A 13,454-nucleotide genomic window follows, 5' to 3' on the forward strand; every position below is an offset into this window, starting at 1 on the left:
CAACGACTCTGGTGGGGCTTTACCCCACCCGACCCCGCTACGCGGGGCCACCCTCCCCGCAAAGGGCTATCGAATGCACACATCGTGATTGCCTCGGTCGGGTCTGTTTGATTCCGTGGGTCGCGTTTTGATTCGCGGGGTGGGGCATGGCGATTTCGTATGGACTGGGGCGGTTCGGCGACCGCCGCCTGGAAAAAGGGGGGTCTCGTTGCATCGGGGCCTCGTCGCGCGGCCGTGCGCGCGCATCCGTCGGATCGCCGGCGGGCGGCGGGCGCAGGAGGTGCGGCTCGCGCGCTTCCTGCGCAATCCTGCGGTGACCGCCGAGGAGATGGCGCGGCACGCCGCCGGGCTCACAGCGGCGCGGGCGGCGGGTCGCGACATAGTGGTGGCGCAGGACACCAGCGAGCTGGCGCTCGGCGGCAAGCGCGCGCAGGCGAACGGCTATGGGCCGGTCGGCAAGGGCGGCGGGACGCGCGGCCTTTTGCTGCACGCGGCCCTGGCGCTCGACGCCGGCACGGGCGCGCTGCTCGGCCTCGCTCATGCCGAGGTCTGGAACCGCGACACGGGGGCCAAGGTCGCGGCGCGGCGCTCGCGCGCGCTCGCGGACAAGGAATCGCAGCGCTGGCTCGATGTGGCGACGCATGCGCGCGAGGATTTCGCGGCGGCGAAGCGGATCACTGTCGTCTCGGATCGGGAGAGCGACATCTACGCGCATCTCGCGCAGCGTCCGGGCGGCGTGGAGCTGATTGTGCGCGCCTGCCAGAACCGGACGATCGCCGCAGACGGCGAGGATGCGATCGAGCTTTTGTTCCCCTTCGCCGACGGATTGGCCGAGGCGGGCCGCTTCGTCGCCGAGATCCCGGCGGCTCCGGGACGCAAGGCGCGCAAGGCGGCGCTCGCGGTCCGCGTCTCGCCGGTCACTTTGCGCAAGCCGCGCCACGGCGCGCGCGACTTGCCGGACGCGGTCGGCGTGACTTTGGTCGACGTGCGCGAGGTCGGGGCCGCCGAGGGCGTCGCGCCCATTCATTGGCGGCTTCTCACGACCCATGCGGCGACGAGCCTGGCCGAGGCGCGCCGGGTGATCGACCTCTATCGAATGCGCTGGACCATCGAGGAATTCTTCCGCACGCTGAAGACGGCGGGCTTCGAGATCGAGCAGGCCGACATCTGCGATCCGAAAGTGATGATCAAGCTGGTGGCGGCGACGGCGGTCGCCGCTGTGACGGTCATGCAACTGGTCAAGGCGCGCGACGGCGCGACCGACCAGTTGCTGACGGACGCTTTCGAGCCCGAGGACGAAGCGCTGCTCGAGGCCGTCTCGGCGAAGCTCGAGGGCGCGACGGCCCGCCAGAAGAACCCCCACCGCAAAGGCAGCCTCGCCTTCGCCGCCTGGGTCGTCGCCAGGCTCGGCGGCTGGACCGCCTATTACGGAAAGCCCGGCCCCAAAGTAATGCGCCAGGGCCTCGACGACTTTCGACGAATAAAGTTCGGAGCCGCGCTGACCTTCTACGATGTGTGAATCCGATAGCCGCAAAGGGGAGGGATGGGATCACGCCCAGGCTCGAAACTGCTGCGGAGGAGCGGGCACGCGACCTCAATCCCGCGCGGTAATATCGATCTTCTTAATCACCCGCGCAGGCTCCGGCCGCACCAGATCGACGGACAGAAGCCCGTTCACCAGATCGGCGCCGAGCACCTGCATGCCGTCGGCGAGCAGAAAGGCGCGCTGGAATTGCCGGGCGGCGATGCCGCGATGCAGGAAGTGGCGTTCGCGGTCGTCGACCTGACGGCCGCGGATCACGAGCTGGTTTTCCTCGAGCGACACATCGAGCTGGTCACGGGTGAAGCCCGCCACGGCCAAGGTGATGCGCAGCCGCTCAGGCTCGTTTTCGCTGCGCGGAATGCGCTCGATATTATAGGGAGGATAGCCGTCCGTGCCGCTCCGGGCGACACGATCGAGCGCCCGCTCGATTTCGTCAAAGCCGAGCAGAAACGGCGAGTTGAGCGGGGGACGCGACATATGCGGAAGCCCTTCTGGCGCCTCGATAGTGCGGAACCCGAACGGCGTCCCGCGCGGCCCAATTTATGGCCGAGCGGCGCGGCGCGATCAAGAGCGGGCTCGCGCGCTTTACGCTCGCATGGACTCATGCGAGCTATGAGAAAGCGCGCGGCTTCAAAAGCTGGAGCCAGGAACTACTGCTGCTCGCCGCGCCAGGCGCCGCCGCACATATCGGTTGACGACGACCAGGCGCCCGTGGCCTTGCCGCCCCTCACCAGTCCGTGAAAGCGGACGACATGCTCGCCCTGCCCGGTGAAGCGCGCGACTATGTTGCCGTCTTCGTCGACATAGCCCCAGGCCGAGAGGCTGGCGCCGGACGCGCTCGCAATCTTGTTGTCCGCAACTGTGAGGCCCGTCGGGATCAGCGCCGGGCAGTCGCCGACGCTCGTCGTCGCCTCGATGATCCAGGGACCGTTGGGATCGCGGGGGCTCGCCGCCGCCGCGACTTTCAACTCCCCCTCCTTGCGGTGCTTATGGGACTTCGCCACCGCGCCGCTCGCCACGAGCGACGCCGCCACCGCAACAGCCCAAAACCTCATTTAGCCTCCTCGAGCGCCCGCTGCAGAACATCGTACATGTCGCAGCCGACATAGATGAACTCTGTGACGCCCGCGTTGCGAAGCTTTTGCTCGATCTCGCCGGGGCGGCCGGCGGAATAGAGCTTGGCGCCCGCCGCCTTCAGGGCGGCGGCGGCCGGCTCGGCGGCGTCTGCGTAAATCTTGTCGGACGAGCACAGGCAAGCGAGTTTTGCGCCAGACGCGCGGAAGGCGTCGACCATGCCGGCCGCCGACTCCGTCTCGGGGCCGAAAACCGCTTCAATGCCGCCAGCTTCGAAGAAATTCTTGGCGTAATTCGCACGCGCCGTGAAGGCCGCCACCGAGCCGAGATTGGCCAGGAAGACCTTCGGGCGATCGCCTGTTTTTTGAGCAAATGCGTCAGAATTATCGCGCAGCCGCTCGAAGGGCTCGGCAAGGCGGCGCGGGGCGAGCGGCGCGCTCTTCAGCGCCCCCGCGGGCGCATCGGCGCCGAGTCGTGAGGCGTCGTAAGGCGCGGCGACGTCGAGCGCCTTCTCGTGAATATCGGGGAATTCATTGGCGCCGATCACCTTCTCGCGCGAACGCGCGACTTTCTTGGCGCGCTCGCCGGCCGTCGCGGCGACGCGGCCCTGGAAGCCGCCCTTTTCCAGCGCAGCGGCGAGGCCGCCCTCGGCCTCGATCTCCTGGAAGGCCGTCCACGCGCGTTCGCAGATCTCCTGCGTCAGCGCCTCGAAGCCGCCGGCGCCGCTCGTCGGATCGTCGACGACGTCGATATGGGATTCGTCCTGCAACACGAGCTGCGTGTCGCGGGCGAGGCGCCGCGCGAAGCCGTCCGCCGCGCCGAAAGCCTGGGTGAAAGGCAGGACAGTGATCGTGTCGGCGCCGCCGATAGCGGCCGAGAAGGTCGCGAGCGTGCCGCGCAGAATATTGTTCCACGGATCGCGGCGCGACATCATGCGCCAGGCGGTCTCCGCGAAAATCAGGACGGGCTTGGGCGCGAGACCGCAAGCTTCCTCGACCCGCGCCCAGAGACGGCGCGCGGCGCGGAATTTCGCGACGCCCAGGAATTCGTCGGCGTCAGCGGCGAAGCGCAGGGCGATCAGCGAACGGGCGGTCTCGATGTCGAGGCCATTGTCGGTGAGCGCGCGGAGATAGCTGACGCCAGCCGAGAGCGCGAAGGCGAGCTCCTGGGTCTCCGAACCGCCCGCCGCATGGATCACGCGGGCGTCGGCGACGACGGCGCCATTGGCGAAGCCGGCCTTTGCGATGGTCTTGGCGGCCTCGGCGAAAGTCTTGGCGCCGTCGCTCCAGGGAGCCGGCGCAAAGCCGTGCAGCGCCTGGAGCCCCAAGGGATCGAGGCCGAAGGAGATACGGGTGATCGACGGCTCGATATGATGGCTGTCGACATAACGCATGATCGCGCTGGCGGCGTTCGGCGCGCGGGGCGAGGCCTCGATAAGGACGGGAACGCCATAGTCGAGTCGGATATTGGCGAGGAGATGCGCGATCGTCTCGTCGCTGTCGTCCGTCAGCCCCGCGCCATAAGCGCCCTGCGCGCCCGCGAAAACGATATGCAGGCCGTCGGCGCCGCCTTCGAGATCTTCGAGGGCCAATTTATTCGCCGCGTCGGAGTCGGCGAGATCGACGCGGGCCAAAATCGACCAGCGGCCGGGCGTCTTGCGCAGCGCGCGCGGGCTCTCGGTCGTCGCACGGGCATAGAGCGGCGCGATGGCGACGCCGTCGTAAGTCTTGGAAACAAGGGAATCGAAGGAGCCGCCTTTCAGCGCCTTATCGACGAGTTTGCGCCACTGCTCCTCGTTCGGCTGTGGAAAAACCCCGGCGATGGCTGTCTCATTGGCGCTCATTTTGGTCATGACCCCTCATGTTTTGCGGGGCCTTTTGCCATGAAGCGCGGTCTTGGGGAAGCGGGCCTCTGCGCGGCCAGGTTGGGCCGGGCTTTATTTTCGCGTCCAAAACCCTTAACCAAGGGTCGCGCTGCTTGAAAATCAAGCGGCGAACGACCGGCGCGCGGCCTTGATCCGCTCTCGCCGCAGCGGGCGCGGCGATGCGTCGCGCCAGGGCCGCATGCTCGCGGATCGACAGCCCCTTAACGGAGGGATTTCGTGGCTGACACTCCTCAGGACATTGCCAAGCTGAAGGAAGAAATCATCGAGGTGATCGCTTCGGAGGGCATGGTCGACCGCACCAAGGTGACGCCCGACGCGACCATCGAGAGCCTCGACCTCAAATCGGTCGACATCGTGATGATCCTCACGGCGCTCGAAGAAAAGTTCAACGTCTATATCCCCATGGACGGCTCGCTGCAGGAAGCCAAGACGGTCGAGGCCCTCATCGGCGCGATCGCCGAGCACATCCAGAAAGAGCGCGAGACCCAGTAAATGGCGGCTTCGCGAAGGGGAGACGCAGGACGCCGCGTCGTCGTCTCCGGCATGGGCGCGGTTTGCGCCTCGGGCGTCGGCGCGCGCAAGCTCTGGGAGGCCGCGCGCGACGGCGTCGCCCAGATTCGCGAGCTCAAGACCGAGCGTCCCTATGACGGGCGCATCAAGATCGCCGGGCAAGTGCCGGATTTCGACCCGGCCGCCTATATCGAGGCGAATGTCCTCCCCTTCTGCGACCCCTTCACGCAATTCGCGGTCGTCGCGGCCGATGAAGCGATGGCGCAGGCCGGCTTCGGCCGCAAGGACATCGCCGGGCCGCGCACCGCCGTGATCATGGGCTCCGGCATCGGCGGCATGACCACGATCGAGGACGGCATCTACAAATATTACGTCGAGCACACGCGGCCCGAGACATTGAGCGTGCCGAAGCTCATCCCGAGCGCCATGCCGACGACGCTCAGCGCCCGCTTCTCGGCGCTGGGGCCGACCTTTGCGGTCGGCAGCGCCTGTTCTTCCGCGAGCCAGTCCGTCGGTCTCGGCCTGCAGATGATCCGCTCCGGCATGGTGGATAAGGCCATTGTCGGCGGCGCCGAAGCCTGCGTCATCAACGCAACTATCCGCGCCTGGGAAGGTCTGCGGGTGATGACCCCGAATTTCTGCCGCCCCTTCTCCATGGGCCGCAACGGCATGTCGCTCGGCGAAGGCGCGGCGGTCTTTGTTCTGGAGACGGCCGAGTCGGCGCGCGCGCGCGGACACGAGCCGCTGTGCGAGCTCGCAGGCTATGGCACGACGAGCGACGCCAAGGACCCTGTGCGCCCCGATCTCGACGGCGCCGCCAACTGCATCGCCCAGGCGCTGGAAGACGCGGGGCTCACGCCGCGCGACATTCATTACGTCAACGCCCATGGCACGGCGACGCACGCCAATGACATCACCGAGTCGGAAGCGATCCTGCGCGTCTTCGGCGATTATGGGCGTGAGGTTCCGGTATCCTCCACCAAGCCCATTCATGGCCATGCGCTCGGCGCGAGCGGCGGGCTCGAGCTGGCGATCACGATCGAAGCGCTGCGCGAGCAGATCGCGCCGCCGACGATCAACTTCCTTGAATTCGACGCGCGCTGCCCCATCGACGCCGTGCCAAATGTCGCGCGCCCGCACAAGATCGACGCGGCGATGTCCAACTCATTCGCCTTCGGTGGGATCAACGCCGTGCTGATCGTGCGCCATGCAGCCTGATGCGCCGGCGATCCTCGGGCCGTTCCGTCTGCGCGTCGATCCCGAGCGCGCCGAGGCCTATGCGCGCGAGACCGGCGGCGACGGCAAGAGCGTGCCGCTGTCCTTTCCGGCGGTCTGGCTGATGGAGCCGATGCTGTTCGCGCCGGTGCGCGAGATGTGCGCGGCGCTCGACGTCGTGCCGGTTCACGAGTCGCAGAGCTTCGCCTATGAGAGCCCGCTCGCTCCCGGCGCGCACTATGATGTGAGCGTGTCGCTGCGGCGCGAAGAAACGCCGTCGCGCCTGATCATTGACGCGACAATCTTTGCGCTCGACGGCGCAAAGGTTGGAAAAAGCGAGACCATGCTGCGCCTTGTGCCGCGCGCGGGACTGGGAGCGGCGTCATGAGCCAGGCCGTCAATGTCGGCGACAAACTGCCGGAAGTGGTCATCGGCCCTTTCGACGCCGAGGCGCTGTCGCGCTATGCGCAGATTTCCGGGGATGACAATCCCCTTCATCTGGACGACGCCATCGCCGCCAAGATCGGCCTCGCCGCGCCGCCCGTGCATGGCATGAAGCTGCTCGCGGCCTTCGAGCCCATGCTCGCCAATTGGCGCGACGATCTCATGCTCGTCGGGCTTTCGGCGAAATTCATCCAGCCCGTCCTGCGCGGTGAAGTGGTGAAGCTCTCTGGCCGCGTGCTGCGCGCGTCAGAAAGTGAGATTTTCGTCCGCCTCTTCGCGCATGGCGCCGCGCGCGCGCCGGGCATCATCGGCGAGGCGACGCTGCGCCCTGTCGACAGGACCTCGCCCAGATGACGTGCTCACATTCTCGTCATTGCGAGCGGAGTGAAGCAATCCAGAGCCGCGCCTGCTGCTTTGGATTGCTTCGTCGGCTTCGCCTCCTCGCGATGACGCGTGAGATAGGAACCGGCTTATGACCCCGCGCCTCCTCATCACCGGCGCGTCCTCCGGCATCGGCCGGGCGCTCGCCATCGCCTATGCCAAGGACGGCGCGAGCCTCTATTTGCTCGGCCGCGACGAAGCGCGCTTAGCAGCGACGGCGGAAGCCTGTCGCGCTGCGGGCGCCTCGGAGGTCGAGACCCGCGTTGCGGACGTGCGCGACCGCGAGGCCATGGCGCGCATTGTCGAAACCGCCCACGCCACGCGGCCAATTGACATTCTCGTCGCCAACGCCGGCATCGCGACGGGTCTCTCCCCCGGACAGATTCTCGAGACGCCTGAAGCCGTGCGCGCCACTTTGGCGATCAATGTCGCGGGCGTCTTCAACACGGTGGAGCCCGCCATTCCGTCCATGGCCAGCCGCAAGAAGGGCCAGATCGCCATCGTCGGCTCCATGGCCGGCGTGCGGAGCCTGCCCTATTCGCCCGCCTATTGCGCCGCAAAGGCCAGCGTCCATATGTGGGCCGATTGCCTGCGCGGCCAGCTCGCGCCCCATGGCGTCAAGGTGAGTCTCATCGTGCCGGGCTTCGTGAAGACGCCCATGTCGGCCCGCACCAAATCCTGGCAGCCCAGCGCCATCTCCGACGCGCGCGCGGCCGAGATCATCAAGCGCGGCCTGGAGCGGCGCCGGCCCGTGATCGCCTTCCCGCCATACATGTATTACGCCTTGCGCTTCTTCTCCTTTCTGCCGCCCTCGCTCGTCGACGGCGTGATGCGGCGTTTCCACGTCATCGTGCCCGAATCCCCAGAGCGCGGCGAGGGCATGTGAATCTTGGCGTTTCTCTGAGCTGGATCGCCGCCGTCTATTGGGTGGGCGCCACTACAATCCTGGTCACTTCGGTCGTCGCAACGATCCTGCAGCCATACATCGTGGGCCGCCGCGCGCGCCGGCGCGACCAGCCGCCGGTCTCGATCGTCCTGCCGTTGAAGCTTCTGGAAGACGGCTTCGAGCGCACGCAGGAATCCGCCTTCGCGCAGAATTATCCGCAGTTCGACGTCACCGCCTCGGCGGTCGAGACCGACTCGCCGGCCGTGCGAAAAATCCGCGAGATATTCGGCCGCCACACTGAGACGCCCACGCGCCTGCTCGCCTCGACGGCGCGTTTTGCGGCGAGCCCCAAGGTCGACAATCTCTACGCGCCCTTCATGCAGGCGGAAAACGACGTGATCTTCATGAAGGACGCCAATGTCCTTCTGGAGCCGGACGCCCTCGCCGAACATGTCCGCCAGCTTGGAGACGACGTCGGGCTGGTCTGCGCCATTCCCTATTGCGCGCGGCTCGAAAACTTTCCCGCCCATGTCGAAGCGGCGATCATCAACGGCCCGCATGCCCGAATCCTGTTCCTCGCTTCATGCCTGGGGCAAGGACACGGAATAGGAAAGATCATGCTCTTCCGCCGCTCGGACTTCCTCCGGGCCGGCGGCTTCGACGCCATCTCGCATACGGTGGGCGAAGACAATGCGCTGGCCAAGGCCATGCGGCGAATCGGCCAACGTCCTGTTTTTTCTCACCGCCCGGTGCGACAGGAACTCGGCGCGCGTTGCTTTTACGATGTTTATCAACGGCAATTGCGCTGGAGCGTCACGCGCCGCAACGACGAGCTGATCTCCTTCCTGCTCGAGATGAACACCCAAGCTTTTCCGTCACTTGTAGCAGGATGGCTTGCGGCCCCGCTTCTCGGCGTGGCGCCGCTCTGGGGCGTCGCCGTTACCGCGGCCCTCTGGTTCACGCTGGAAACATTGCTTTCCTTGGCGAAAGGATGGCAATTATCCTGGACGGCGCCTGCGGTTTTCATTGTCCGCGAGGCGGTCATGCTCGCAGTCTGGGTGAACGCCTGGATGACCAATCAGGTGGTCTGGGCCAACGGCAAGGTCCACGCGCGTGCGGCGGCGCGGCCCGCGCCTGAAGAAGGATAACCCTTTGCTTATCGGACTCGTCACCTTCCTCGTCGACGCCGTCGCCTATCTCTGCGCCGCCATCCTGGTCGCCATCGGGCTCGGCTATCTCGTCGTCATCGGACGTTTCCTCTACGACTGGCTGCGCGGCGCGCGCGATCCGGACGCGCCGGCGACGCCGGGCGCCGATCTGCCGCATGTGCTGTTGCAGATCCCGGTCTTCAACGAGCCGCTGGTCACCGAGCAATCGCTGCGCTGCGTCGCTCAACTGGATTGGCCGAAGGACAAGCTCCGCATTCAGCTTCTCGACGATTCGACCGATGAAACGACCGAGCGCGCCGAACGCGTGGCGCAGGAGTTGCGGGCTCAGGGCGCAATCATCGATCATGTGCGCCGCACGGATCGCTCGGGCTTCAAGGCCGGCGCCTGCGCCTATGGCCTCACGCTGACGAACGAGCCCTTCATCGCCATGCTCGACGCCGATTTTAGGCCGCCGGCAAACTGGCTCAAGCGCACGGTGCCATTGTTTCTGACGGACGATCGCGCCGGCTTCGTGCAGTCGCGCTGCGAATTCCAGAACTTCGAAACGAATTGGCTCACCCGCGCTCAGGGGCTCGTGCAGGACGGCCATTACATGGTCGAGCAGCGCTCGCGCGCCTTGGCCGGCTGGCTCTTCCAGTTCAACGGCACGGGCGGCATCTGGCGCCGCGCCACGGTCGAGGACGCCGGCGGCTGGTCGGATTATTCGCTTTGCGAAGACCTCGACCTTACGGTTCGCGCAGAGCTGCGCGGCTGGCATGGGCTCTTCGTCTCCGAGCCGCCAATCCCGGGCCAGGTGCCGGACGGCATCCGCGATTTCCGCCGCCAGCAGCGGCGCTGGTCCAATGGCTTCGTGCAAGTCGCGCAGAAGACCATCCTGCCGATCTGGGAAGCGCCCTGGCCGCTTGCGAAGCGCGTGCTTGCGATCTCGCTGGTCGCCCATCAAGTCTTCTTCCCGGCGGCGGCGATTGGCCTGATCGCCTTCGCGCTCGGCGCGCTGCTGCATGGCTCGCTCGCGCCCTATGCCGGGCTGCTGGAGCTGATCCTGGCCATGACGGCGATGGTGGCGCTCGGCATCACCCTGCCCCCCTATCTCGCCTTGAAGCGCGGCACGGTCGTGGATTTCGCCAAGACGGTCGGCTCGCTCCCGCCGCTGTTCATTTATCTCGCCTTCGCCAATGGCGCGAAAATCCTGCAGACGCTGCGCGGCCGAAAATCGACCTTCAAGCGCACGCCCAAGCAGGAGACCGCAGCGGTCGAAGCGACCCCGGCGGAAGCTGAGTTGGAATAAGCACGCTCGCGCGGATGGCCATCTCACGCCGACGCGCCCTAATTTTCGACCCATGAGCGAGAGTAAGCCTCCTTATCGCATAGTCCCGGGCTCTCTTGGACCCCGGCGCGATTTCCGCATTACAGTCGGTTTGCGAGAGGGCTGGGACCCAGAGGGCCGGGTCTATGACATTTCGGAAGCCGTGCGCACGGCGCGCAGTTGGATGCGGCGGCGCGTCGAGGCGGGCAAGCCCGCGCTCTCGGGCATGTTCACCCGCGCGGAAGTGACCTACGCTTGGCCGAAGGACGACGGCACGGCCGGCTCCGATCGTGAGCCCGTCGCGATCTTCAACGGCGAAGCTGTGCACGCCTATCTCGGCCACCTGCCCGAAGAAGAGATCGAAGCCATGCTCAACGAGCTGGCGAATGAGCTTGGACATGCGCTCGGGCAGGAGCGCATTTACGTCGCCTTCTGTAGCCGCACCTGGATTTTGAGCTGCGAGCCCGACGGCGCTTGAAAGAGGGCTGCGGCGTCCCGATATCCGGCGGGGCGCGGCAAGGAAGCCGGCCTGGCTTCCGCCTTCTTGCGGGTCTCTATGTTAATGTGTATAACATTAACATCGGCCGCCGGGAGACCGGGGCCGACCATCAACTGGAGCCAAACATGAGCTGCGATCGTGATTCCCGCATGCACTCCTCCGCCTGGGGGCGTCAGGGAGGATGCGCGCATTGGAGGCCGTTCGAAGTCGCGGCCATCGTCATCGGCTTTATGATCTTCTGGCCGATCGGTCTCGCCCTGCTGTTCCTGAAGCTATGGGGCAAGAGCTTCGGCTATGAGGGCGACCTCTTCTCCTTCGCGGCCGAGCAGGGCGCCAAAGTGCGCAGCGCCTTCGGCGACGTCTCCAAGGAGGCCTCGCGCGGCTGGGCTGGCCCCTCCTTCATGCGCTCGACGGGCAATGTCGCCTTCGACGAATGGCGTGAGGGCGAGCTCGCCCGCCTCGAAGAGGAGCGCCGCAAGCTCGCCGAGGCCGAGCGCGAATTCTCGGAACATATCTCCGAGCTGCGCCGCGCCCGCGACCGTGACGAATTCGAAAGCTTTATGCGCGCCCGCAAGGGAAGCGCGCAGTAAGAAGTCAAAAACTGCGGCCGGCGGAAACGCCGGCCGCAGCCGTTTGGGGCAGCCGCGCCACACGCCTGGAATATCACGCTGTTAACTAAACTTTTCGACGCCCGGTTAACGAAGACTTCGTAACCCTAGGCGGCATGCTCCGCCGCGCCACACTCCTCCTGCTTCTGGTCGCCGCAACGCTTGGCGGCTGCTCCGGGCCGTTCAGACCGCAGCGCCCGGCCTGGCGCACGCACGCCGAAAACGCCTGCATCGCGCAGCGCCGCGTGCAGCCGACAGAATTCATCGCTCTGGCCAATGAGCTCGAAGGCCCCGGCATTTGCGGGCTCACCAAGCCGTTCAAAGTGACTGCGCTGCAAGGCGGCGCCGTCTCCTTCAATTCCACGGCGACGCTCGACTGCCCCATGGTGGCGGAGCTCGAATCCTGGGTCGCCGACACGGTGCAGCCCGCCGCGCAGGCGCGCTTCGGCCAGCGCGTCGTGCGCATCGACTCCATGGGCTCCTACGCCTGCCGCGGCATGAATAATCAGAGCGGCGCGCAGCTTTCGGAACATTCCTTCGGCAATGCGCTCGATATCGGCGGCTTCGTGCTGGAGGACGGCCGCAAGATCACGCTGGTGAGCGATTGGTGGCGCGGCGAGGAGCAGACGCGCGCCTTCCTGATGGACGTGCACCGCGGCTCCTGCGCGCATTTCTCGACCGTGCTGTCGCCGGGCTCCAACGCCTTCCACTACAACCATATCCACGTCGACCTGGCGCAGCACGGGCGCTCGCGCACGATCTGCAAGCCCGCGCCGGAGGAGACCCTGCCGCCGCCCGATCAATCGCCGCTCGTCGCCATGCGGAACGCCAGGCCCATGGCCGGCGAAGAGACCGATAATGACACGACCGGCCGCCCGCCCGCCGCAGCCTTCGACGGCGGCGACAGCCTCGGTCCGATCAACGCGCCGGATACGCCGCTGCCGCCGCGGCGCTACGATCCGGACGATCTGACCTCGACAATAAGACGGCGATAGACCGATTGGCTTCACCGCGCGGTCGCCGCGCTATATGCTGACCCGATGACAAAGCTCCTCGACGAAGCGGTGGGAGTCCTGCGCAGCCTGCCGCCGCAGGATCAGGACGAGATCGCGCGAATGATAATCGAGCTGACCGGCGAGGGCGGCGCCCCGGTTTCGTTGTCGCCGGACGAAAAGGCGGCGATCGCCCGTTCGAAAGCGGCCGCGGCGCGGGGAGAATTCGCCACCGAAGCTCAGATCCGGTCCGTCTGGGAAAAGCACGGTCTGTGATACCGTTTCCGCTTGAATAGCTCGCATGGGTATTCAGCGCCCGTCATTGCGAGCGAAGCGAAGCAATCCAGAGCAGCGATGCGGCCCTGGATTGCTTCGTCGGCTCCGCCTCCTCGCAATGACGGCGGTGATTCCCTCTGTGTCCAAACGACGCGAGCGTCAGGGATGACAGCGAACCAATCGAGCGGATCTCGTACGAGGCTTCACGGTCGAGCAAGGCTTCTGATTCGCGCCTGAGAGGCCAGCGCCTACCGCCGTCCGCCCATATTCATCAGCCGCAACACGAGCCACGCCGGCACCACAAACACCGCGCCGGCGAGCACATAGCTGAAAAGCTCCTTCACCGCGCCCAAGCCTAGCGACGAAATGCGGTCGATAAAAGCCTGCACGCCGCGCAAAATGTCGACGGGCCGCAATTCCAGCCACATCAGCAAAGCGCCGACGACAAGCGAGATGAAGAAAAGCCGCACGACCACATTGAGGGGCGAGCCGCCGAGGAAATTTTCGAGCCCGTTATTCGACGCCATGTGCAAGGGTTCCGTAGTGCGTTCCGCTTCGGCTGCGCCGGGGAGGATCAAATATTCGCGCTCGGGGCGCGGCGGTTTCTTATCGAGATGGGGCCAATTGGAGAAGGGGCTCTCATCGGTCATCGGCGCACGGCTCCTG

At 66.2% G+C, this 13,454-nt stretch carries 16 protein-coding genes; 12 read left to right on the forward strand and 4 right to left on the reverse strand.

Annotation, left to right across the window (positions count from 1 at the left end):
• The first annotated feature begins 208 nt into the window (after positions 1 to 208).
• Positions 209 to 1,519 carry an IS4 family transposase gene (locus QMG84_RS16985; RefSeq protein WP_281928760.1) on the forward strand — a complete coding sequence of 437 codons (1,311 nt, stop codon included), beginning with the start codon at positions 209 to 211 and terminating at the stop codon, positions 1,517 to 1,519.
• A 75-nt stretch (positions 1,520 to 1,594) separates the two neighbouring features.
• On the opposite strand, the gene QMG84_RS16990 is transcribed toward QMG84_RS16985, so the two are convergent.
• From QMG84_RS16990 to QMG84_RS17000, 3 genes are all read right to left on the reverse strand, one after another.
• Positions 1,595 to 2,020 (reverse strand): Hsp20 family protein, encoded by a 426-nt coding sequence (locus QMG84_RS16990; protein WP_165052333.1) that lies wholly within the window; start codon positions 2,018 to 2,020, stop codon positions 1,595 to 1,597.
• A gap of 173 nt (positions 2,021 to 2,193) precedes the next feature.
• On the reverse strand, positions 2,194 to 2,598 hold the full coding sequence (locus QMG84_RS16995; protein WP_281929344.1) for a hypothetical protein: 405 nt from the start codon (positions 2,596 to 2,598) through the stop codon (positions 2,194 to 2,196).
• The gene (locus QMG84_RS17000; RefSeq protein WP_281932056.1) at positions 2,595 to 4,460 is read right to left on the reverse strand and encodes a methylmalonyl-CoA mutase subunit beta; all 1,866 of its coding nucleotides are present in this window, start codon (positions 4,458 to 4,460) and stop codon (positions 2,595 to 2,597) included. The genes QMG84_RS16995 and QMG84_RS17000 overlap by 4 nt, the downstream gene beginning before the upstream one ends.
• A gap of 258 nt (positions 4,461 to 4,718) precedes the next feature.
• On the opposite strand from QMG84_RS17000, the gene QMG84_RS17005 reads away from it, so the two are divergent.
• The 11 genes from QMG84_RS17005 to QMG84_RS17055 all read left to right on the forward strand — a co-directional run bounded on the left by QMG84_RS17005 (position 4,719) and on the right by QMG84_RS17055 (position 12,788).
• Positions 4,719 to 4,994, forward strand: coding sequence for an acyl carrier protein (locus QMG84_RS17005; RefSeq protein WP_165052326.1), 276 nt, complete (start codon positions 4,719 to 4,721; stop codon positions 4,992 to 4,994).
• Complete coding sequence (locus tag QMG84_RS17010) at positions 4,995 to 6,230, forward strand: beta-ketoacyl-[acyl-carrier-protein] synthase family protein (protein ID WP_281929347.1); 1,236 nt, start codon at positions 4,995 to 4,997, stop codon at positions 6,228 to 6,230.
• Complete coding sequence (locus QMG84_RS17015) at positions 6,220 to 6,615, forward strand: hypothetical protein (protein WP_281929349.1); 396 nt, start codon at positions 6,220 to 6,222, stop codon at positions 6,613 to 6,615. The genes QMG84_RS17010 and QMG84_RS17015 overlap by 11 nt, the downstream gene beginning before the upstream one ends.
• Complete coding sequence (locus tag QMG84_RS17020; RefSeq protein WP_281929351.1) at positions 6,612 to 7,025, forward strand: MaoC family dehydratase; 414 nt, start codon at positions 6,612 to 6,614, stop codon at positions 7,023 to 7,025. The genes QMG84_RS17015 and QMG84_RS17020 overlap by 4 nt, the downstream gene beginning before the upstream one ends.
• A 118-nt stretch (positions 7,026 to 7,143) precedes the next feature.
• On the forward strand, positions 7,144 to 7,938 hold the full coding sequence (locus tag QMG84_RS17025; protein ID WP_281929353.1) for an SDR family NAD(P)-dependent oxidoreductase: 795 nt from the start codon (positions 7,144 to 7,146) through the stop codon (positions 7,936 to 7,938).
• A complete protein-coding gene (locus QMG84_RS17030; protein WP_281929354.1) occupies positions 7,935 to 9,086 on the forward strand; it encodes a glycosyltransferase in 1,152 nt (383 codons plus the stop codon). Before QMG84_RS17025 ends, QMG84_RS17030 begins: the two co-directional genes overlap by 4 nt.
• 4 nt (positions 9,087 to 9,090) lie before the next feature.
• Positions 9,091 to 10,395, forward strand: a complete 1,305-nt coding sequence (locus QMG84_RS17035) for a glycosyltransferase family 2 protein (RefSeq protein ID WP_281929355.1) — start codon at positions 9,091 to 9,093, stop codon at positions 10,393 to 10,395.
• A 130-nt stretch (positions 10,396 to 10,525) separates the two neighbouring features.
• Entirely contained in the window at positions 10,526 to 10,891 is a 366-nt protein-coding gene (locus QMG84_RS17040; RefSeq protein WP_281929357.1) for a hypothetical protein, read from the forward strand.
• 146 nt (positions 10,892 to 11,037) lie between these two features.
• Positions 11,038 to 11,502 (forward strand): DUF2852 domain-containing protein, encoded by a 465-nt coding sequence (locus tag QMG84_RS17045; RefSeq protein ID WP_281929358.1) that lies wholly within the window; start codon positions 11,038 to 11,040, stop codon positions 11,500 to 11,502.
• Between the two features lie 134 nt (positions 11,503 to 11,636).
• The gene (locus QMG84_RS17050; protein WP_281929359.1) at positions 11,637 to 12,515 is read left to right on the forward strand and encodes an extensin-like domain-containing protein; all 879 of its coding nucleotides are present in this window, start codon (positions 11,637 to 11,639) and stop codon (positions 12,513 to 12,515) included.
• 45 nt (positions 12,516 to 12,560) lie between these two features.
• On the forward strand, positions 12,561 to 12,788 hold the full coding sequence (locus QMG84_RS17055) for a hypothetical protein (protein WP_281929360.1): 228 nt from the start codon (positions 12,561 to 12,563) through the stop codon (positions 12,786 to 12,788).
• A gap of 248 nt (positions 12,789 to 13,036) precedes the next feature.
• On the opposite strand, the gene QMG84_RS17060 is transcribed toward QMG84_RS17055, so the two are convergent.
• Complete coding sequence (locus QMG84_RS17060) at positions 13,037 to 13,438, reverse strand: DUF6460 domain-containing protein (protein ID WP_281929361.1); 402 nt, start codon at positions 13,436 to 13,438, stop codon at positions 13,037 to 13,039.
• Between the last annotated feature and the right edge of the window lie 16 nt (positions 13,439 to 13,454).

The sequence above is a fragment of the Methylocystis iwaonis genome, assembly GCF_027925385.1.
GTDB lineage: Bacteria > Pseudomonadota > Alphaproteobacteria > Rhizobiales > Beijerinckiaceae > Methylocystis > Methylocystis iwaonis.

Coding starts and splice junctions, on each gene's coding strand:
- QMG84_RS16990 (WP_165052333.1), bottom strand. CDS start 2,020: ATGTCGCGTCCCCCGCTCAACTCGCCGTTTCTGCTCGGCTTTGACGAA.
- QMG84_RS16995 (WP_281929344.1), bottom strand. CDS start 2,598: ATGAGGTTTTGGGCTGTTGCGGTGGCGGCGTCGCTCGTGGCGAGCGGC.
- QMG84_RS17000 (WP_281932056.1), bottom strand. CDS start 4,460: ATGAGCGCCAATGAGACAGCCATCGCCGGGGTTTTTCCACAGCCGAAC.
- QMG84_RS17010 (WP_281929347.1), top strand. CDS start 4,995: ATGGCGGCTTCGCGAAGGGGAGACGCAGGACGCCGCGTCGTCGTCTCC.
- QMG84_RS17015 (WP_281929349.1), top strand. CDS start 6,220: ATGCAGCCTGATGCGCCGGCGATCCTCGGGCCGTTCCGTCTGCGCGTC.
- QMG84_RS17020 (WP_281929351.1), top strand. CDS start 6,612: ATGAGCCAGGCCGTCAATGTCGGCGACAAACTGCCGGAAGTGGTCATC.
- QMG84_RS17025 (WP_281929353.1), top strand. CDS start 7,144: ATGACCCCGCGCCTCCTCATCACCGGCGCGTCCTCCGGCATCGGCCGG.
- QMG84_RS17045 (WP_281929358.1), top strand. CDS start 11,038: ATGAGCTGCGATCGTGATTCCCGCATGCACTCCTCCGCCTGGGGGCGT.
- QMG84_RS17050 (WP_281929359.1), top strand. CDS start 11,637: ATGCTCCGCCGCGCCACACTCCTCCTGCTTCTGGTCGCCGCAACGCTT.
- QMG84_RS17055 (WP_281929360.1), top strand. CDS start 12,561: ATGACAAAGCTCCTCGACGAAGCGGTGGGAGTCCTGCGCAGCCTGCCG.
- QMG84_RS17060 (WP_281929361.1), bottom strand. CDS start 13,438: ATGACCGATGAGAGCCCCTTCTCCAATTGGCCCCATCTCGATAAGAAA.